Source organism: Streptomyces sp. ME19-01-6 (assembly GCF_033793745.1).
Taxonomy (GTDB): domain Bacteria; phylum Actinomycetota; class Actinomycetes; order Streptomycetales; family Streptomycetaceae; genus Streptomyces.
Genome location: NZ_JARAXF010000008.1, coordinates 245,189 through 263,226, shown reverse-complemented (window position 1 = coordinate 263,226; position 18,038 = coordinate 245,189). Strand labels below are relative to the sequence as shown.

The 18,038-nt window shown below is 73.7% G+C and carries 14 protein-coding genes; 5 read left to right on the top strand and 9 right to left on the bottom strand.

Annotated features, from left to right (window positions below; translation table 11 throughout):
* Positions 1–6 precede the first annotated feature (6 nt).
* The gene (locus tag PV419_RS21440) at positions 7–2,247 is read left to right on the top strand and encodes a hypothetical protein (RefSeq protein WP_319691296.1); all 2,241 of its coding nucleotides are present in this window, start codon (positions 7–9) and stop codon (positions 2,245–2,247) included.
* On the opposite strand, the gene PV419_RS21435 is transcribed toward PV419_RS21440, so the two are convergent.
* The 6 genes from PV419_RS21435 to PV419_RS21410 all read right to left on the bottom strand — a co-directional run bounded on the left by PV419_RS21435 (position 2,217) and on the right by PV419_RS21410 (position 11,412).
* On the bottom strand, positions 2,217–4,652 hold the full coding sequence (locus tag PV419_RS21435) for a right-handed parallel beta-helix repeat-containing protein (protein WP_319691227.1): 2,436 nt from the start codon (positions 4,650–4,652) through the stop codon (positions 2,217–2,219). The two genes, PV419_RS21440 and PV419_RS21435, sit on opposite strands and share 31 nt — an antisense overlap.
* Before the next feature lie 170 nt (positions 4,653–4,822).
* Positions 4,823–5,425 (bottom strand): hypothetical protein, encoded by a 603-nt coding sequence (locus tag PV419_RS21430; RefSeq protein WP_319691226.1) that lies wholly within the window; start codon positions 5,423–5,425, stop codon positions 4,823–4,825.
* 109 nt (positions 5,426–5,534) lie between these two features.
* On the bottom strand, positions 5,535–7,253 hold the full coding sequence (locus PV419_RS21425) for a GAF domain-containing sensor histidine kinase (protein ID WP_319691225.1): 1,719 nt from the start codon (positions 7,251–7,253) through the stop codon (positions 5,535–5,537).
* Between the two features lie 88 nt (positions 7,254–7,341).
* Complete coding sequence (locus PV419_RS21420; RefSeq protein WP_319691223.1) at positions 7,342–8,238, bottom strand: universal stress protein; 897 nt, start codon at positions 8,236–8,238, stop codon at positions 7,342–7,344.
* Positions 8,239–8,360: 122 nt separating this feature from the next.
* Positions 8,361–8,774, bottom strand: a complete 414-nt coding sequence (locus PV419_RS21415; protein WP_319691294.1) for an ATP-binding protein — start codon at positions 8,772–8,774, stop codon at positions 8,361–8,363.
* Positions 8,775–9,030: 256 nt separating this feature from the next.
* A complete protein-coding gene (locus tag PV419_RS21410; protein WP_319691221.1) occupies positions 9,031–11,412 on the bottom strand; it encodes a phosphoketolase family protein in 2,382 nt (793 codons plus the stop codon).
* A 136-nt stretch (positions 11,413–11,548) separates the two neighbouring features.
* Here PV419_RS21410 and PV419_RS21405 point away from each other — a divergent pair, with 136 nt between their 5' ends.
* From PV419_RS21405 to PV419_RS21395, 3 genes are all read left to right on the top strand, one after another.
* Entirely contained in the window at positions 11,549–11,998 is a 450-nt protein-coding gene (locus PV419_RS21405; protein WP_319691219.1) for a cyclic nucleotide-binding domain-containing protein, read from the top strand.
* A gap of 54 nt (positions 11,999–12,052) precedes the next feature.
* Complete coding sequence (locus PV419_RS21400) at positions 12,053–12,649, top strand: TlpA disulfide reductase family protein (protein WP_319691218.1); 597 nt, start codon at positions 12,053–12,055, stop codon at positions 12,647–12,649.
* Between the two features lie 108 nt (positions 12,650–12,757).
* Positions 12,758–13,474: a response regulator gene (locus tag PV419_RS21395; RefSeq protein WP_415925352.1), complete on the top strand. Its 717-nt coding sequence runs from the start codon at positions 12,758–12,760 to the stop codon at positions 13,472–13,474.
* Positions 13,475–13,728: 254 nt separating this feature from the next.
* Here the strand turns inward: PV419_RS21395 and PV419_RS21390 are convergent, their stop codons facing one another.
* Together PV419_RS21390 and PV419_RS21385 are read right to left on the bottom strand one after the other, a co-directional pair.
* The gene (locus PV419_RS21390; protein ID WP_319691214.1) at positions 13,729–14,619 is read right to left on the bottom strand and encodes an MOSC domain-containing protein; all 891 of its coding nucleotides are present in this window, start codon (positions 14,617–14,619) and stop codon (positions 13,729–13,731) included.
* Positions 14,620–14,700: 81 nt separating this feature from the next.
* Entirely contained in the window at positions 14,701–15,213 is a 513-nt protein-coding gene (locus PV419_RS21385; protein ID WP_319691213.1) for a DUF6643 family protein, read from the bottom strand.
* A 226-nt stretch (positions 15,214–15,439) separates the two neighbouring features.
* On the opposite strand from PV419_RS21385, the gene PV419_RS21380 reads away from it, so the two are divergent.
* Complete coding sequence (locus PV419_RS21380; protein ID WP_319691212.1) at positions 15,440–16,765, top strand: TerD family protein; 1,326 nt, start codon at positions 15,440–15,442, stop codon at positions 16,763–16,765.
* Between the two features lie 9 nt (positions 16,766–16,774).
* On the opposite strand, the gene PV419_RS21375 is transcribed toward PV419_RS21380, so the two are convergent.
* Positions 16,775–18,004, bottom strand: coding sequence for a glycosyltransferase (locus PV419_RS21375; RefSeq protein ID WP_319691210.1), 1,230 nt, complete (start codon positions 18,002–18,004; stop codon positions 16,775–16,777).
* Between the last annotated feature and the right edge of the window lie 34 nt (positions 18,005–18,038).

Genomic DNA, 18,038 nt, shown 5'->3' with positions numbered 1-18,038 from the left:
CAGGAGATGCTCACCGACCCGCGGACCGTGCTGGTCACCGGCGACGAGACCGCGGGGATCTACCGGCGCGTCGAGGACGCCGACGCCGAGGACCGCCCGCAGGACTACCGCGAATCGCCGGTCCGCGAGGCCTACTGCTGGTCCAACCTCACCTCCGGCAACGGCGCCCGGGCGCTGTGGCTGCTCCTGCTGCCCTTCATGGTCGCCAACCTCGCCCACTGGATGCGGCCCGCCGCCGACCGGCGTGAGCGCACCGTCCGCACCTACGGCCTCCTGGTGCGGCTGGTCGCGCTGAGCCTGACCGTCCTGCTGATCGCCGGGGCCTGCGAGGTGGCGCTCGACCTGGTGGCGTGGCAGTGCGCCGGCTCGCAGGCCTGCGGGGGCCACAGGTCCTGGCTCGGTTTCATGTCGCCGCAGGACCACGGCTGGTGGAGCCAGCCCGGCCGCCGCCTCGCCCTGGCCTCGCTCGTGCCCACCGCGCTCGGCGGGCTGCTGTGGTACCTGTCCAACCGCACCTGGAGCGCGTACGAGTCACAGCCCCCGCTGCGCAGGCCGGTGGACGAGTGCGACCCCGCCTCGGGCAATCGCGCCGCGCTGTGCCTGCCCGGCTTCTGGTACGGCCGCAGGATCGTCGCCCGGCTGCGCGCCGCGCACACCGCCGCATGTTTCCTGACCATCGCGGCGGGCCTCACCGTGGCCACCGCCGCCCATGACCGCGAGCCGGGCGGCAGCGCCCTCCTCGACGCCTCCGGCCGGCTGCTGCTCGCGCTGCTGGTCGCGGGCGGCCTGCTCGTGGTGTATGTGGTGTGCCGCCGGGGCCGCAGCGAGACCCGGTTCGACGACGAGCTGGATCGGGTCACCATCACCGCCCTGCCCGGCGCCGCCCTCGGCCTGCTCGTCCTGGCCATGCTGTACGCCGGCTGGTCCCGGCCCGGCTGGACCTCCCAGGGGCGGCTGCCGGGCGACGCGACCTTCGGCGTCCTCGCGCTCGTCCAGGGCACCCTGGTCGTCGCCCTGGCCGGCTGCGCCCTGGCGCTGCGCCGGGCGGCGCCCCTCGGGCGCACCCCGCTGCGCGGCCTGGCCGGCCCGGCCGTGGCGATGTTGGCCTGCGGTCTGGGCGCGGTGCTCTCCGGCGGCGTCGCCCAGCGCGTCGCCGACTGGCTGGACGGCGGCGCCACGCCCGGCATGGACAGCGGCGCCCCGATGGAGGGCCCTCCGGTCCTGCTGTCCTGGCAGGCCGCGGTCATCCCCGCCGTGCTGCTGGTGGTGGTGCTGGTGGGCCTGTTCTTCGCCGTCCGGGTGTGGCGGGTGCGGCGGCGGCTGGTCCGCACCGTGCCCGACGGCTATCCGGGGGAGCGGCCCGACACGGTGCGCACCCGCAAGATCGCGGGGGTGATCGCCCGCGCCGGGCTGACCGATTCCGCCCCGGGCATCGTCGGCCCCGTCGCCCTGTTCACCCTGCTCCTCGGCGCGGCCGCGGTCGCCGGGGCCTGGGCCACCCACCAGGTGCCCGGACGGGCCGCCGACGGCGCGCCCCCGGTCGTCGAGGCCGCCGCCCAGACCGCGCAGGCGCTCGGCTCCTGGCTGATGGGCCTGGCGTTCCTGCTGCTCGTCACCTGGGCCCGCCGCGCCTACCGCAGCCCCTCGGCCCGCCGCACCATCGGCATCCTGTGGGACGTCGGCACCTTCTGGCCGCGCGCCGCCCACCCCTTCGCGCCCCCCTGCTACGCCGAGCGGGCCGTCCCCGACCTGACCTGGCGGATGGAGACCTGGACCCGGCGCCACGGCGGCCGGCTGGTGATCTCCGGCCACTCCCAGGGCAGCGTGCTGGCCGCCGCCGCGGTCTGGCAGGTGGACCGGCGCACCCGCGGCCGGGTCGCGCTGCTGACCTACGGCTCACCCTTGGAGCGGCTGTACGGGCGCTGGTTCCCCGCCTACTTCGGCACGGCCGAACTGTGCTCCCTGCACGACGAGGTGCGCTGCTGGCGCAACCTGTGGCGGTACACCGACCCCATAGGCGGCCCCATGCGGCTGCCGGACGGCACCGGGCCCGAGGTGGACCACGACGGGCTCAAGGACCCCCTCGCCTACGGCCGCACCCCCGACCACCCGCTGCCCGCCCCGATCCTCGGCCACGCGGACTACCAGGCGGACCCCGTCTTCGACCGGGAGCGGGCCGGGCTGCTGGCCCGTCTCCCGGAACAGCACCCGGCGCCTCACAAGAGCTCCGGCAGGTCCTCCGGATAGAGCAGCGTGAGTTCGTCCGTGCTCGGGTCGGTCAGCTGCGCCACCCGGCCCGCGTGCCGCTCGACCATGGCCTCGAAGGTCTGGCGGGCGGTGCGCCCGTTGCCGAACGCAGGGCCCTTGGGGATCGCCGTGAAGTACTTCAGCAGCGCCTCGGCCGCGCCCTCACCGATCCGGTACTCGTGCTCCTCCGCCTGCTGCTCCACGATCCGCAGCAGCTCCTCCGGGGCGTAGTCCCCGAAGGTGATGGTGCGCGAGAAGCGGGACGCCACGCCCGGGTTGACGGACAGGAAGCGCCGCATCTCCTCGGTGTAGCCGGCCACGATGACCACCACCGCCTCCCGGTGGTCCTCCATCAGCTTCACCAGCGTGTCGATCGCCTCGCGGCCGAAGTCCCGGCCGGAGTCCTCCGGCGACAGCGCGTACGCCTCGTCGATGAACAGCACGCCGCCGCGCGCCCGGTCGAACGCCTCCTGGGTACGGATCGCCGTCGAGCCGATGTGCTCGCCGACCAGGTCCACCCGGGAGACCTCGACCAGATGGCCGCGCTCCAGCACCCCGAGCGAGGCCAGGATCTCCCCGTAGAGCCGGGCCACCGTGGTCTTGCCGGTGCCGGGGGAGCCGGTGAAGACCAGATGGCGGCGCACCGACGCGGCCTTGAGCCCCGCCTGCTGCCGGCGCCGGCCCACCTCGATCATGTCGGTGAGGGCGCGCACCTCGCGTTTGACGCTCTCCAGGCCCACCAGCGCGTCCAGTTCGCCCAGCACGGCCTCGGACGGGCGCACCTCCACCGGAGGGGCGGCGGGCGCGGCCGGGGCGGCGCCCTCGGCGGTGCGCTGCGCCGGAATGCTCCCCAGCAGCCCGCCGGTCGACGTGGCCGTCTCCACCGCGGGCTTCCCGGCCGCTGGGGCGGCCGACAGCGCGGCGGGCGTGGCCGCGCTCTCGTCGCTCGTGCAGTCCTCCACGATCGGACCGGCCTCGGAGAACTCGTAACCGCCGCGCGAGCACCGCTCCGTACGGCACCGGGTCAAGGTGGTCCGGCAGCCGTCGATGATGTGGAAGCCGTAGCCGCTGCTGCCGGTCACCCGGCAGTTGTGGAAGGTGCCGCGGCCCTCGGCCGACACATAGAAGCCCGCCTCGGCGGGGGAGGTGACCGTGGTGCGCTCGACCGTGGGGTCGGCACCCTTGGTGACGATCACGCCCGTCGCGGCCCCGTCGATGGTGCACCCCGCCAGCGTGCCGCCGCTGCCGTGGTCGCGGAACCAGGCGCCCGTGGCCGCCTCGCGGATCCGGCAGTCGTCCAGCTGCGCGGTCGCCCCGTCGCTCACCGACACCGCCGTGTTGCGCACCTGCGACAGATCGCTGTCGACGACGTCCACGCGCGAGCCCCGGTCGAGCACGAACAGCGCGTCCGGCACGTCGTGCACCCGGCAGGAGTCGAGGACCGCCGTAGCCCCGTCGCTCACCCACACCGCGGGATAGTCACCCGTACTCTCGTGCAGCTCGCACTGGTTGGCGTCCACACGCGTGCCCGGGTCCCACACCGACAGGCCGTTGCGCCCGAACCGGCGCACCTTCGAGCGGGTCAGCGTCAGCACCGACCGGGACCGCAGGTCGATCGCGTTCTCCGGGACGTCGTGGATGTCGCAGTCGGCGAGGGTGAGCACCGCGTCCGTATCGAGGTTGACGCCGTCGGCGGTCGTGCGGTGCACCCGGCAGTCGGTCAGAGATCCCGCGGCGCGCCCCGAGACCTGCACACCGGCGCCCCTGACCTCGTACACCTCGCAGCCGACCGCCTCCAGCGCGCTGCCCTCGCCGGTCAGCGACAGCCCGGCGCCCGCGGCGTGGTGCACCCGGCAGCGCTCGAGCCGCGGATGTCCGCCGCCGCGCACATCGACGCCCGACTGGCCCGCCGCCATCACCTCGCAGTCCTCGAACACCCCACCGGCCCCGTCGAGCACGCTGACCCCCACGCCCGCCGGATTGTCCACGGTGCAGCGCCGCACGGTGGGCCGGGCGCCGCCGCGCACCTCGATCCCCGCCGCCGAGCGCGTCGCCACCCGCACATCCGCGAGCTCCGGGGCGCCCTCCTCGACGAGCAGCGCGGGCGAGGCCGAATCCTGGCCCTCGATATGCAGATCCTGGATCACCGCGGACGCGCGTATGGTCAGGGCGACACCGTCGGCCGGGGCGATCCGTACCGAGCCGCGCCCCGAGCCCTCGGGGCCGCGCAGGGTGATGGCCCGGCCCACCACCAGATTCTCGCGGTAGGTGCCGGGGGAGATGGAGAGCACATCACCGTCCCCCGCGGCCTCCAGGGCCGCCGAGAGGGAGGCGTACTCTCCTGTGCGGCGCCGCCACCGCGACGTTCCGCTGTGCGTCACCTGGACGACCGAGCCCTGTGCCATGGTGCTGCTGTGCCCCCACCTCGTGCGTATGCCGGCTGCGTGCGACTGTGCCGCTGTGCTGCTGTGAAGGCCCCACCGTAGCGTGCGCGAGGGACCTGGAGTCGACGTGCCCGGAACGCTCGGCCGCGACCCGGCGACTTGGCGCGGGGCGACGCGGTGGCACACGCCCGTCAGCTGCCGGCACCCGCCCGGCCCCAGTCCTGGCCGGCCCGCTCCCACGCGGTGTCCCACTGGGCGTGACGCCGGCGCATCAGCCGCCATACGACCAGCCGCCGGGTGCCCTCGAACAGCCCCGCCGTGGCCGCTCCCGCCCCCAGCCCGGCCAGCACGGCATGGGTGGCGGCGGTCGCCTCGTCCAGCGGGCGGCCCGTCGGCCGGCCCCGGCCGTCGGTCCAGATCCGGAACCGCTCGCCCGCGTCGGCGCCCGGGTGGGTGCCGAGCGCCCCCGAGTGCTTGCTGCCGTCCGGGCCGGTCCACTTGGCGAACACCCGGCGGTGCGCGTCACGCGCCGAGGCGGTCTCCGGGTCGGAGTCGATACGAGGGTGCGGCAGGACCTTCACCACGGTCGCCGTGACCAACTGCCGCTGCGCCCGCTGCTCGCGCACGGCCTCCTGCAGCGCCCCGTGCGTGAGCGAGCCCGTCACCCAGCCCACCCCGGGGGCCACGAGGACGATCAGCAGCACGGCCAGCAGCGCCGCCCATGCCTCGGCGAGGTCCGTCCTACGGCGCAGCGGGTTGCGCCGCCAGCGCCACAACCCCCGGATCGTCCGCATGCTCACGCACCCCCTTCCCCATTCGTGGATACCGCATGCCGGGCCGGAAATACGGGGATTCGTCGAAGAGAGAGCAATATCACGAGGTCGGGCCTCCCGTCGCGTAAGGTCAGCCGGTTGCCCGGGGTACCCGCCACACCAGCCGCGTACCCCCCGCCTCGGGCGCCTCGATATGCAGCGTGCCGTCGTGGAGTTGTGCTCTGGAGCGCATGTTGACCAGGCCGCCGCTGGGCGTGCTGCCGCCCATGCCCACCCCGTCGTCCGTGACGGTCAAGGTGACCTCCGCCCCGACACTCAGCCGTACGTCCACCCGCCGCGCGTGCGCGTGCCGGGCGGTGTTGCTGAGCGCCTCGGCGAGCACCGCCAGCACCTGGTCGGCCACCTCGTCCGGGACATCCGCGTCGACCGGGCCCTCCACCACCAGCGACGGGGTGAAACCGAGCACATCGGACGCCGACCGGATGGCTTTGACCAGGCGCCACCGCAGGCCGGTGGCCTCGGCGTCGCCGTCCCCGACCACCCGCAGCGCGAAGATCGTGGAACGGATGATCTTGATGGTCTCGTCCAGGTCGTCCACCGCCCGCCCCACCCGCTCCGCCGCCTCGGGATGCTCGATCAGCCGGCCCGCGCTCTGCAGCGTCAGGCCCGTCGCGAACAGCCGCTGGATCGCCAGGTCGTGCAGATCGCGCGCGATCCGGTCGCGGTCGTGACGCAGCGCCAGCCGCTCGGACTCGGCGCGGTGCCGGGCCAGTTCCAGGGCCAGCGCCGCCTGCGCGGCGAACCCGGAGAGCAGCGCCACCTCGCGGTCGTCGAACGGCGGCCGCCCGGCGAGCCGGCACAGCCGCAGCGCCCCCGAAGTCCGCTCGCCCGCGACCAGCGGCACGGCCACCAGCGGGCCGAACTCCCCCTCCCGGGCCGGGATCGGCCAGGCCCGCGGATCGTTCCGTACGTCGCCGCTGACCGTGGGCAGGCCGGTGCGCGCGGCCAGCCCGGCCAGCGACCCGTCCGACGGCACCACCTGCCCGCCGAGCCGCTCCGCGTCATGGCCCTCGGCCACCTCCACCAGCAGGCTGCCGGTCCCCTCGGCCGGCAGCAGCACCGCCGCCGAGTCGGCCAGGGACACCTGCAGGGCGAGGCGGGCGATCAGGCTCAGCGCCTCGCCCGACGGGGCGCCGGCCAGCAGCGTCCGGGTGATCAACCCCGACGCCTCCAGCCACTGCTCGCGGCGCCTGCTCTCGTGATACAGCCGGGCGTTGTCGATGGCCACGCCCGCGGCGACCGACAAGGTGGTCAGCACTGCCTCGTCCTCGGGATCGAAGCCCGCGCCGCCGCGCTTCTCGGTCAGATACAGAATCCCGAAGACCTCGTCGCGGATCCGGATCGGCACCCCCAGGAACGACCGCATGGGCGGATGGTGTTCCGGAAAGCCCCGGCTGGACGGGTGGGCGGCCAGATCGGTCAGCCGCAGTGGCTGCGGACGGCGGATCAGCTCGCCGAGCAGGCCGTGGCCGCCGGGCAGCGGCCCTATGCGCCTCGCCAGGTCCTCGGATATGCCCACCGGCAGAAACTGCGACAGACGGTGCTGGTCGACCACGCCCAGCGCGCCGTACTCCGCGTCGGCCAGTACCATCGCGGCCTCCACGATCCGCCGCAGCACCTGCTCCAGATCCAGCTCGCGGCCCACGCTGAGCACCGCCTCGAGCAGGTTGTGGGTACGGCCCTGCGTGGCGCGCGCGGCGTCCAGCCGCGCCTGCAACTCGTCGAGGAGCTGGTCCAGACGCAGTTGGGGCAGTGCCGGATGGCGCCCCTGATCCGCAGTGCCCGACACCTGGCCTCCGTCGTGCCCCTCAGCCGCTTGGCGGCAGCCTAGCCGCGCCGGAGGCCCTGGAGGGGCGCGAGCGCCCAAGTCGCCGGGCTCAGTTCTGCGGAACCACCGCCACCGGACAGTGCGCATGGTGCAGCACCGCGTGATTGACCAGGCCCAGCTGCATGCCGAAGTGGCCGTGCCGCCGCTGCGCCCCCACCACCAGCAGGTCGGAGTGCGCCGAGGCGTCCAGCAGCGCCTTGCGCGGCGACGCCTCGACCACGCGGTGCGCCACCGGCACGGGCGACAGCGCCGCCGCCGAGGCGCCGCCCAGCGCCTCGTCCAGCAGTTCGACGGCGCGCCGCGCCCGCTCCTCGGGGCCTCCGTGCTCCCCGGCCGCCTCGGCGGCCGGGGAGCGCCAGGCGTGCACCGCCTCCAGTTCGCAGCCGCGCAGCCGCGCCTCGCGCAGCGCGAAGGCGTTCGCGGCCGCGCCCGCGGCGTATTCGGGCCCGCCGGGGCGCTCGTGCTCGGCGATGCCCACCGTCACCCGGTTCAGCCGGCCCTGCACATTCTCCGGGCGGCCGCGGACCACCACCACCGGGCAGTGCGCGCGGGCCGCGATCCCCAGCCCCACCGAGCCCAGCAGCAGGGACGCGAACTCCCCGCGCCCCCGCGAACCCACGACCACCGCGTCCCCGCTCTGCCCGGCGCGCAGCAGGGCCGTCACCGCGTCTTCGGGCGCCACGTCGGTCATCACCTTGAGCGACGAGGCGCGCCGCCCCGCCCGCTCGGCGGCCATGGCCAGCACGGTCTCGCTGCGGACCCGCTCCGCCGGGCGGTCCGGCGAGGTGGCGGGGATGTAGCCCTCGTAGCGCTCCCACAGGGACGCGTGGACGATGCGCAGCGGCAGCCGGCGCCGCGCGGCCATGTCGGCCGCCCAGTCCAGCGCGTCGAAGGAGGCGTCCGAACCGTCCACCCCCACCACGACGGGAAGCTCCACCGTGCCCACCGCCTCTCATATCAGCACATGGATGTGTTCCCACCCATTGTCCTGCCGGGAGTCGACCCGGGGAGTCGGGACCGGGCAGGGCGCGTGGCGGCCAGTGCGCACCAGGTGGGCGGCGGACCCGTTCAGCGCAGCCGCATGGCGAGCGTCACGACGGCCCCCACGGCCCCCACGGCCCCCACGGCCCCCACGGCGCCCGTGCTGACCGCGAGCCGGTCGGTGACCAAGCGGGTCAGCCACAGCCCGCGTCCGCTGGTCGCCCCGTCCAGGCCCGGCAGGATCCGGGGGATGACGTCCTCGGAGAAGCCGGGGCCCGAGTCGCTGATCCGGCACTCCAGCTCGTCGCCCACCCGCCGCAGCAGCAGGGCGCCCTCCCCGCCCGCGTGCTCCACCGCGTTGGTGGCGACCGCGTCCACGGCCAGGACGAAGTCGCCCCGGCGCGTCTCGGCCAGCCCGGCCCAGGCCGCGCACTCCTCGACCCGCACACGCAGCAGCGGCAGCTCGCGTGCGGTGAAGCGGCGCTGCAGCAGACATTCCATGGCTTGATCGGCGGACCGCAGGCGGAGTTGCGCCGGCACCGGTGCCTCCCGTTGACGAGTGCGAGCGACAGCAGGGTCGATGAAGGAGCCGAGGGTACGGGCCGTACGCCGCCCGCGCACGCCAGGACCGAGGATGACGGCTCGGGCACCCTTTGTGACCGAAAGTGGACGTGTGGTGCCCGCAACCTACTCAGCCGCGTACCGCTTCCCATCGGCTACCGCTTCTCACCAGCCCTTCAGCCTCCTTCAGCCCCCTTCAGCCCGGCCAGCTCCACTCCACCACCTCCGGCAGATCCACGCCGTGCCGCCGGATCCAGTCGTGGTGGCGGTGGCGCATGTCCTCCATGGCCTGGCGCAGCCCGGCGGCGCGGACCGCGAGCCCCGGCACGCGGTCCAGCACGTCCATGACCAGCCGGTAGCGGTCGAGGTCATTGCGGACGACCATGTCGAAGGGCGTGGTCGTGGCGCCCATCTCCTGGTAGCCGCGCGCATGGATCCGCGGATGGACGGCCCGCCGGTAGGTGAGCCGGTGGATCAGCCACGGATAGCCGTGATACGCGAAGATCACCGGTCGGTCGCGGGTGAACACCGCGTCGAACTCGCGGTCCGTCAGCCCGTGCGGATGCTGCTGACGCGGCAACAGCTTGGTCATGTCGACGACGTTGACGACCCGGACGGCCAGCTCCGGCAGGCGCGTGCGCAGGATCGACGCCGCCGCCAGCGCCTCCTGGGTGGGCACGTCCCCCGCGCAGGCGAGGACCGCCTCCGGCTCGCCGCCCGGCCGCTCCGTTCCCGCCCACTGCCAGATGCCGAGGCCGCGCGCGCAGTGGTCGCGGGCCTGCTGCAGGCCGAGCCAGTCGAAGCAGGGCTGCTTGCCCGCCACGACCACATTGACCACGTCCCGGGTGCGCAGCACATGGTCGGCGACGCACAGCAGGGTGTTGGCGTCCGGCGGGAGGTAGACGCGCACCGTATGCGGGTCCTTGTTGAGGATGTGGTCGATGAACCCGGGGTTCTGGTGCGAGAAGCCGTTGTGGTCCTGCCGCCACACATGTGAGGTCAGCAGGTAGTTCAGGGCGGCGATCGGGGCCCGCCAGGGGATCGTGCGGGCGGTCTGGACCCACTTGACATGCTGGGCGGCCATGCTGGCGACGATGTCGGTGAACGCCTCGTACGAGGAGAACAGACCGTGCCGCCCGGTCAGCAGATACCCTTCCAACCAGCCCTGGCACAGGTGTTCGGACAGCACCTCCATGACCCGGCCGTGCGGCCCCAGGTGCTCGTCCGTCTCCGCCGTCTCGGCCTGCCAGGCCTTGTCCGTCACCGCGTACACGTCCTGCAGCCGGTTGGACGCCGTCTCGTCCGGCCCGACCAGGCGGAAGTCGCGGCGCTCGGCCGTGTCGGCCATCACCTGGCGCAGCATCCCGCCGAGCACCCGCGTCGGCTCGTGCAGCCGGATGCCGGGCTTGTCCACGGCGACGGCGTGCCCGGCCAGGTCGGGCAGCGGCAGCTCGCGCAGCAGGCGACCGCCGTTGGCGTGCGGATTGGCGCCGAGCCTGCGGTCGCCGGCCGGCACACAGGCCAGGACCTCCGGGCGCGGGCGGCCGTCGGCGCCGAAGAGCTCGTCCGGACGGTACGAGCGCAGCCACCGCTCCAGCTGCCGCAGCCGCCCCGGATCCTCCCGGATCCCGGAGAGCGGCACCTGGTGGGCGCGCCAGGTGCCCTCCACAGGGACCCCGTCCACCTCGGCCGGGCCGGTCCAGCCCTTGGGCGTGCGCAGCACGATCACCGGCCAGTGCGGCCGCTTCCGCGCCCCGCCGCCCTCGCGCGCGGCCCGCTGGAACGCGGCGATCCGGTCCAGCGCGAGGTCAAGCGCCGCCGCCATGTCGTGGTGCGCCTGCGCCGGGTCCTCGCCGACGGCGGCGGTGACGTACAGCGGCTCGTGGCCGTAGCCGCGCAGCAGCTCGTCCAGCTCCCCCTCGGGCAGCCGGGCCAGTACGGCCGGATTGGCGATCTTGTAGCCGTTCAGATGCAGCACCGGCAGCACGGCGCCGTCGTACACCGGATCCAGGAACTTGTTCGCGTGCCAGGAGGCGGCCAGCGGCCCGGTCTCCGCCTCCCCGTCGCCGATCACACAGGCGACCAGCACGGTGGGGTTGTCCAGCGCCGCGCCATAGGCGTGCGCGAGGGAGTAGCCGAGCTCACCGCCCTCGTGGAACGAGCCGGGCACCTGCGGCGCGGCATGGCTGGGCACCCCGCCGGGCGTGGAGAACTGGCGGAAGAGCCGGGTCATCCCGGCCACGTCCCGCCCCACGTCCGGACACAGCTCCCCGTACGATCCCTCCAGCCAGGCCCCGGCGGACACGGCCGGCCCGCCGTGGCCCGGGCCCCAGACGCACACCGCGTCCAGGTCACGCGCCGAGATCACCCGGTTCATATGCGTGTAGACGAGGTTCAGCCCGGGACAGGTGCCCCAGTGGCCCAGCAGCCGCGGTTTGATGTGCTCGGGGCGCAGCGGCTCGGCCAGCAGCGGATTGCCGGTCAGATAGATCTGGCCCGCCGCCAGATAGTTCAGCGCCCGCCAGTGGGCGTCCAGGCTGTGCAGCTCGCGGTCGGTGAGCGTGACGTGCGGTCCCATGCGTGACTCCGTGAGAGCGGGAGGCCTTGAGGACCTGTCTACGACGATGCCACACGCGGGACGCGGCCGCCCTTCGGCCCGCCCTCACGGGCCGCGCCGAAGGGCGCGGAGGGGCGGGAGACGGCACAGTGAGGTCATGAAGGGACTTCTCAACTCGCTCAAGACGGAGCACCGCGATCGGCTGATGGCGCTCGCCCGCGATGTGTCCTTCCCCTCGGGCGGCCGCATCTTCGAGGAGGGCCGCACGGCCGACCACTTCTGGATCATCCGCACCGGCGCGGTCACCCTCGACCTGCACGTCCCCGGCCGGCGTGCCGCGGTGATCGAGACGCTCGGCCCCGGTGAGCTGATCGGCTGGTCCTGGCTCTTCCCGCCGGACACCTGGCACCTGGGCGCGGAGGCGCTCAGCCCGGTGCGCGCGTATGAATTCGACGCGGAGGCGGTGCGCCGGCTGTGCGACGAGGACGCCGAGCTCGGCTACGCGCTCGCCCTCGCCTGCGCCCAGGTGATCGGACACCGGCTGCAGTCCGCCCGCACCCGCCTGCTGGACCTGTACGGGCCGTACGCCGGCGGCATATCGCCGTGAGGGGACCGGGGACCCGGACGCCGCGGCGCATCCGGGACCTGCGAAGCTGACCACATGAACACCCGTCATCTCACCTCCGGTTCGGCCGCTGTGCTGGCCGCCGTCCTCCTGCTGTCGGCCTGCGGGACGGGGACGGGCTCCTCCGGGGACGACGCCTCGAAGTCGGGCGGCGGCAACGAGGTGATCAGCAGCTACTCCCCGGGCGAGCGCAAGCAGCTGCGCCAGATCTCCGGCAAGACGCTCGAGGGCAAGCCGCTGGACCTCGCGGACTACAAGGGCCACGTCGTCGTGGTCAACCTCTGGGGCTCGAATTGCGGGCCGTGCCGGGCCGAGGCGCCCAATCTGGTGAAGGTGGCCAAGGAGACCGAGGCCGAGGGCGTACGGTTCGTCGGCATCAACACCCGGGACCCGAGCCGGGAGGCGGCCATCAGGTTCGAGGAGGAGTACGGCGTCTCGTACCCCAGCCTCTACGACCAGATGGGCAGGCTCGTGCTCAAGCTCCCCAGGGGCAGCGTCAACCCGCAGACCATCCCCTCGACCATCTTCCTCGACCGCGGCGGACGGCTCGCCGCCCGGGCGCTGGTGCCGCTCAGCGAGCGGGATCTGCGCAGGGTGCTGCGGCCGCTGATCGCCGAGAAGAAGCAGGTCTGAGGCGGCCCGCAGGCAGGTGTTCGGCGGCCGAGGGCCGAACGGCCCTTACCCCGCGCGGCGACGGGCGCGAAGCTGGGCGGCGGATCACGACCGGCGCGACCGCGCGCCATGGAGGGAGAGGCAGTGGCCCAGGCAGCCGACCCCGCGAGGCCCGCTGACCGCATCGGCGTCTTTCTGCTCGACGACCACGAAGTGGTGCGCCGCGGACTGCGCGATCTGCTCGACGCGGAGCCCGACCTGTGTGTGGTGGGGGAGGCGGCCAACGCGCGCGAGGCCATCGCCCGCGCCCCCGCCGTCCGGCCCCAGGTCGCGGTGCTGGACGTACGGCTCGGCTCCTCGGCCGAGGGCGGCGACCACGAGGGGATCGAGGTGTGCCGGGAGCTGCGGGCCCGGCTGCCCGAACTGGCCTGCCTGATGCTCACCTCCTTCGACGACGACGAGGCGCTCTTCGACGCCATCATGGCGGGGGCGGCGGGCTATGTGCTCAAGCAGATCAACGGCTCCGACCTGGTGTCGGCCGTACGCACCGTGGCGGGCGGCCGGTCCATGCTCGACCCGGGTGCGACCGCGCGGGTGATGGCCCGGGTGCGCGGGCCACAGCTCAGCGGGCCGGTCGAGCTGGAGCGGCTGTCGCCGCGCGAGCGGGAGATCCTGGAGCTCATCGGCGAAGGGCTGACCAACCGCCAGATCGCCGAGCGGCTGTTCCTCGCCGAGAAGACGGTCAAGAACCGCATCTCGGTGATCTTGTCAAAGCTGGGCGTGGGACGGCGCATTCAGGCCGCGGTCATCGCCGAGCGGATCAGGGACCGGCGCGCGAGCGAGTGACATCGCGGTGGGCCGGCAACGCGTGGGGCCGACGTCGCGTGGGGCGCGAGGCCGGACTCCCCTTCCGGCCCCGCGCCCCCACGCCGCACGGGGGCGCGCCCGCCCGTGTGGCTCCGCACCGCAGTGGAGTGGGAGCCTGGCGCGCCCCGGTGGCGAAGGTGGTTCCCAGGCGCTGGTGATCAGCATCGAGGAGCCGCGTACGCACCGGGAAGGGGCCGAACGGCCCTGATGGCCGGGCCGGACGGGGCCATCGGCTACTCGAGGATCTCCACCCGGTCGCCCACCCGCAGCGTCCCCGCGCCGCGTCCGTCCCCCAAGGGCCCCGCGGTCCGGGGGAGTTCGGGGAGCTCGGGCAATTCCGGGACCAGGTTCTGGCCGAAGAGGAGCTGATCGGCGGAGCGCCGGTGGCGGGCCAGTGTACGCAGCGGCTCCTTGCCGCGCTCGGCGGTCTCCTGGTCGGTGGTGGTGATCACACACCGGGCACAGGGGTTGGTGACGCGGAAGACGACCTCGCCGATCCGTATCCGCCGCCAGCCGTCCTCGGCCCAGGGCGCGGTGCCCTCGACCACCACATTCGGCCGGAAGCGGTTCATCGGCAGCGGCCCCTCGTCAGGGTGGTCCCCCTGGGCGATGAGCGAGTTGAGCGCGTCCAGCGACGCGGTGGTGGTGAGCAGCAGCGGAAACTCATCCGCGAGGCTCACGGTCTCGCCCGCGCGCGCGAACTCCGGAGTCAGCGGCCTGCGGCGCGCCGGGTCGTCCAGATGGACCAGGCGGACCGGAGAGCCCAGAAAGCCGCTGAACCACTCGTCGGCCGCCGCGCCCGCCGAGACCACTTCGACCGCTTCCTTGTGCAGCCACACGGTCGACACCGCCGCGGCGCCGTCCCCCGGCTCGGGCACGGCGACGGTCAGCGGCTCATGCCCGGCCGCGCCGAGCCGGATCCCGCCACCGGGCAGCGGCTCGGCGGAAACCAGCGCCAGCCGTGCCTGTTGGCGCTGCGTCACATACTGACCGCCGGGCTCGACGACCATCCACCTCCGGTCTCCCGCAAGCCCCCACGGCTCGACGACCGCCTCGAGGGGAGCGGTCCCCCCAACCGACTTGATGGCGTACACGTGGATGGCGCTCAGCGCTGGATCGACCATGCCGACAATCTTGCCAGCCGGGTCCGACAATGTGGTGCCCACGTCATGCCGCCCGACCCGGGCCCCGCCGCGCCGGGTGGCTCAGTAGCCGGCCCCCGGCTGCTGCGGTCGGCCGGGGTACTGCTGACGGCCGTAGGGGTCCTCGTACGGCGACGGCGACTGCGACGGCGCGGGGGCCGCCGGCCGGGGCGCGGCGGGGCGCGGCATGGCAGGCCGCATCGCCTCGTAGCCCGTGGGCGCCGCCGGACGCTGCTGCTGCGGGGGCTGCTGCGCCCCCGGGTAGCCGCGCGGACCGTTCGCCTGCGGCGGGATGTACGGCGAGGGCGTCTGCTGCAGCCCGTTGGGCTGTGGCTGACCTCCGCCCGTCTGGTATCCCTGCGAGGGGTTGTACTGCGAGGAGGGCGCGGCCGGCAGTGCGGGCAGCGCGGAGGGGAGCGCCGGGAGGTGGCTGCCGGTGTCGTACGGCGGGGCCACCCGGATGGGCGCGATCTGCGGTGTCCCCCGCTCGGCGACGAGACTGTCGTAGATGGGGGTGTCCGGGAAGGACGACGAGGAGTAGTAGCCGCTGCCGTAGCTACCGCGGGGGGAGGTCATAGCCCATAAGTTAAGCCCACGATGTGCCGATTGGGGAGTCCGGTAAGAGGGTTGTTTTACCGGCTGGGAGCGGTCGGGGTTCCCCAATCCTGGCGAACCAGGGAAAAACGGTCGGCAGGGTACGTTGAGATCCTGTAAAAAGCGCGTTTTCGGCGAGTCACCGGCCGCGGTCCGATGATCGTGCGTCCGTGATCGAATGAACAGAACAGAAAGGCAGGGGGACAGCATGGCGATGCGCAAAGGCAGCAATGTTCCGGTTCCGGCGTCGGCGGTGCGGGTCGAACTGGGCTGGCGCACCGGCCCGGGGGTGCCGGACGTCGACGCCTCGGCGCTGCTGCTGGCATCCGGAAAGGTCCGTTCCGACGCGGACTTCGTCTTCTACAACCAGCCGGCACACTCCTCGGGCGCCGTACGCCACGAAGGCAAGCGGACCGCGGGTGACACCGTGACCGACACCCTTTCGGTGGACCTCGGCAGGGTGGAGCCCGCCATTGAGACCGTGGTGCTCGCCGCGTCCGCGGACGGCGGCGGCTTCGGCCGGGTCCCGGGCCTTTCCATCCGGGTGCTGGACGCCTCGGGCGGTGCGGAGCTCGCCCGGTTCGACAGCGAGGACGCCACCGTCGAGACCGCGTTTGTGCTCGGCGAGCTCTACCGGAGGCAGGGCGCGTGGAAGTTCCGCGCCGTCGGCCAGGGGTACAGCAGTGGACTCGCCGGCCTCGCCACCGACTTCGGCATCAGCGTCGACGAGCCCCAGCACGCTCCCGGCCCCGCCTCCGTCGCCGCCCCGCCCGCCGCCCCCGTGCAGCCGTCCGCGCCGCTTCCGCCCCCGCCGCCCGCCGTGCCGCCGACCGCCCCGGCGTACCCGGCCGCCGCGCCGCCGGCGCCCGGGCACCCGGCTCCCGCTTCCGCGCCGGTGAGCCTGTCCAAGGTCACCCTGACCAAGGAGGCCCCCTCCGTCTCGCTCACCAAGCAGGGCGGTACCTCAGGCGCCATGAGGGTGAACCTCAACTGGCAGGTGCGCAAACAGTTCCAGGGCTGGGCCCAGAAGCTCGGCAAGGCCATCGCCATGCACGGGGACCTCGACCTCGACCTGGGCGCGCTGTTCGAGCTCTCCGACGGCAGCAAGGGCGTGGTGCAGGCGCTCGGCAACTCCTTCGGCTCGCTGCACCAGCCGCCGTTCATCCAGCTCGACGCCGACGACCGCACCGGCGCCCGGACATCCGGCGAAAACCTCACCATCAACCTCGATCAGAAGAACGCGTTCCGCCGCATCCTCGTCTTCGTCACGGTCTACGAGGGTGCTCGCAGCTTCGCCAACCTCAACGCCACGGTCACCCTGCAGCCGCAGCACGGCGCACCCATCGACTTCTCGCTCGACGAGTGCACCGTCCCCTCCCCGGTCTGCGCCCTCGCGCTGATCACCAACAACGGCGGTGACCTCGTCGTCCAGCGCGAGGCCCGCTACCTGGTGCCCGAGCGCGGCGTCAGCCCCCAGCGCACCCTCGACTACGCCTACGGCTGGGGCATGAACTGGACACCCGGCCGTAAGTGAGACGGGCTGTCAGGGCGCGGCGCCGGGGCGGGCGTAGGTACGTCCCTTCCACGCGGCGCCGCGCCCCTGGTAGTGCCGCACCGCCGAATCCACGGTCATCAGCAGATACAGCAGCGCCGTCAGCGGCAGCAGCGGCGCCAGCCACAGCGTCTGCCGGTAGTAGCGCAGCATCGGGACGTACGTCACGGCCATCAGCGCCCACGCGGCCCCGCCCGTAGCCCACAGCGCCGGACGGTCCGCGAGCAGCCCCGCGCACAGCGTCAGCGGGGGCACCAGGTACACCAGCGCCAGGCCCGCCACCGTGGCCACCAGCAGCAGCGGATTGTGCCGCAGCTGCGCGTAAGCGCTGCGCGAGACCATCCGCCACAGCTCGCCCAGCCGCGGATACGGCCGCACACTGTCCACCCGGTCCGCGAGCCCCAGCCAGATCCTCCCCCCGCTGCGCTTCACCGCCCGGGCCAGCGCCACGTCGTCGATGACCGCCTGCCGGACGGCATCCGGGACCCCGGCCCGCTCGGCCGCCTCCCGCCGCAGCAGCACACACCCGCCCGCGGCCGCCGCCGTCCGCGCCCCCGCCCGGTTGACCCACCGGAACGGGTAGAGCTGCGCGAAGAAGTACACGAACGCCGGGACGATCAACCGCTCCCACGCCGTCACCACCCGCAGCCGCGCCATCTGCGACACCAGATCCAACCCGGAGCCGCGCGCCGCCCGCACCAACTCGCGCAGGGAGTCCGGCTCATGCGCGATGTCCGCGTCGGTCAGCAGCAGGTACTCCGTGTCCGGGCGGCCCTCGGCGAGCGTCATGCCGTGGCGCACCGCCCACAGCTTGCCCGTCCAGCCCGGCGGCGGCTCACCGGGCGAGTCCACGGTCAGCGGCAGTCCGCCGTGCCCATCGGCGAGTTGACGGGCCAGCTCGCCCGTGCCGTCCGTACTGCCGTCGTCGACGAGGAAGATCTCCGCCGGCCCGGGATAGTCCTGCGCCAGCAACGACGGCAGGCTCACCGGGAGGACGGCGGCCTCGTCCCGGGCGGGGACGACGACGGCGACCGGCGGCCAGCACTCCTCAGTGGCGAGGTCCACCGGGTCATGGCCCGGGGCGACGGGCTCACCGCCGGGGCCCACCGGCGCGCCTCCGCTGGGCAGCCGGACGTCCGTACGCCAGAAGAAGCCCTGGCCCAGCAGCAGCCACAGCCACACGGCGAGTGACCCGACGGCGATCCACGTCAGCGCGTTCACCGTGGCAGTCTGCCCGAACAGGAGCCCGGCCGCC

Excerpts from the sequence above, each read along its gene's own strand:
- PV419_RS21440 (WP_319691296.1), top strand. The coding sequence starts at position 7 with ATGCTCACCGACCCGCGGACCGTGCTGGTCACCGGCGACGAGACCGCG.
- PV419_RS21435 (WP_319691227.1), bottom strand. The coding sequence starts at position 4,652 with ATGGCACAGGGCTCGGTCGTCCAGGTGACGCACAGCGGAACGTCGCGG.
- PV419_RS21430 (WP_319691226.1), bottom strand. The coding sequence starts at position 5,425 with ATGCGGACGATCCGGGGGTTGTGGCGCTGGCGGCGCAACCCGCTGCGC.
- PV419_RS21415 (WP_319691294.1), bottom strand. The coding sequence starts at position 8,774 with ATGGAATGTCTGCTGCAGCGCCGCTTCACCGCACGCGAGCTGCCGCTG.
- PV419_RS21410 (WP_319691221.1), bottom strand. The coding sequence starts at position 11,412 with ATGGGACCGCACGTCACGCTCACCGACCGCGAGCTGCACAGCCTGGAC.
- PV419_RS21405 (WP_319691219.1), top strand. The coding sequence starts at position 11,549 with ATGAAGGGACTTCTCAACTCGCTCAAGACGGAGCACCGCGATCGGCTG.
- PV419_RS21400 (WP_319691218.1), top strand. The coding sequence starts at position 12,053 with ATGAACACCCGTCATCTCACCTCCGGTTCGGCCGCTGTGCTGGCCGCC.
- PV419_RS21395 (WP_415925352.1), top strand. The coding sequence starts at position 12,758 with ATGGAGGGAGAGGCAGTGGCCCAGGCAGCCGACCCCGCGAGGCCCGCT.
- PV419_RS21390 (WP_319691214.1), bottom strand. The coding sequence starts at position 14,619 with ATGGTCGATCCAGCGCTGAGCGCCATCCACGTGTACGCCATCAAGTCG.
- PV419_RS21385 (WP_319691213.1), bottom strand. The coding sequence starts at position 15,213 with ATGACCTCCCCCCGCGGTAGCTACGGCAGCGGCTACTACTCCTCGTCG.
- PV419_RS21380 (WP_319691212.1), top strand. The coding sequence starts at position 15,440 with ATGGCGATGCGCAAAGGCAGCAATGTTCCGGTTCCGGCGTCGGCGGTG.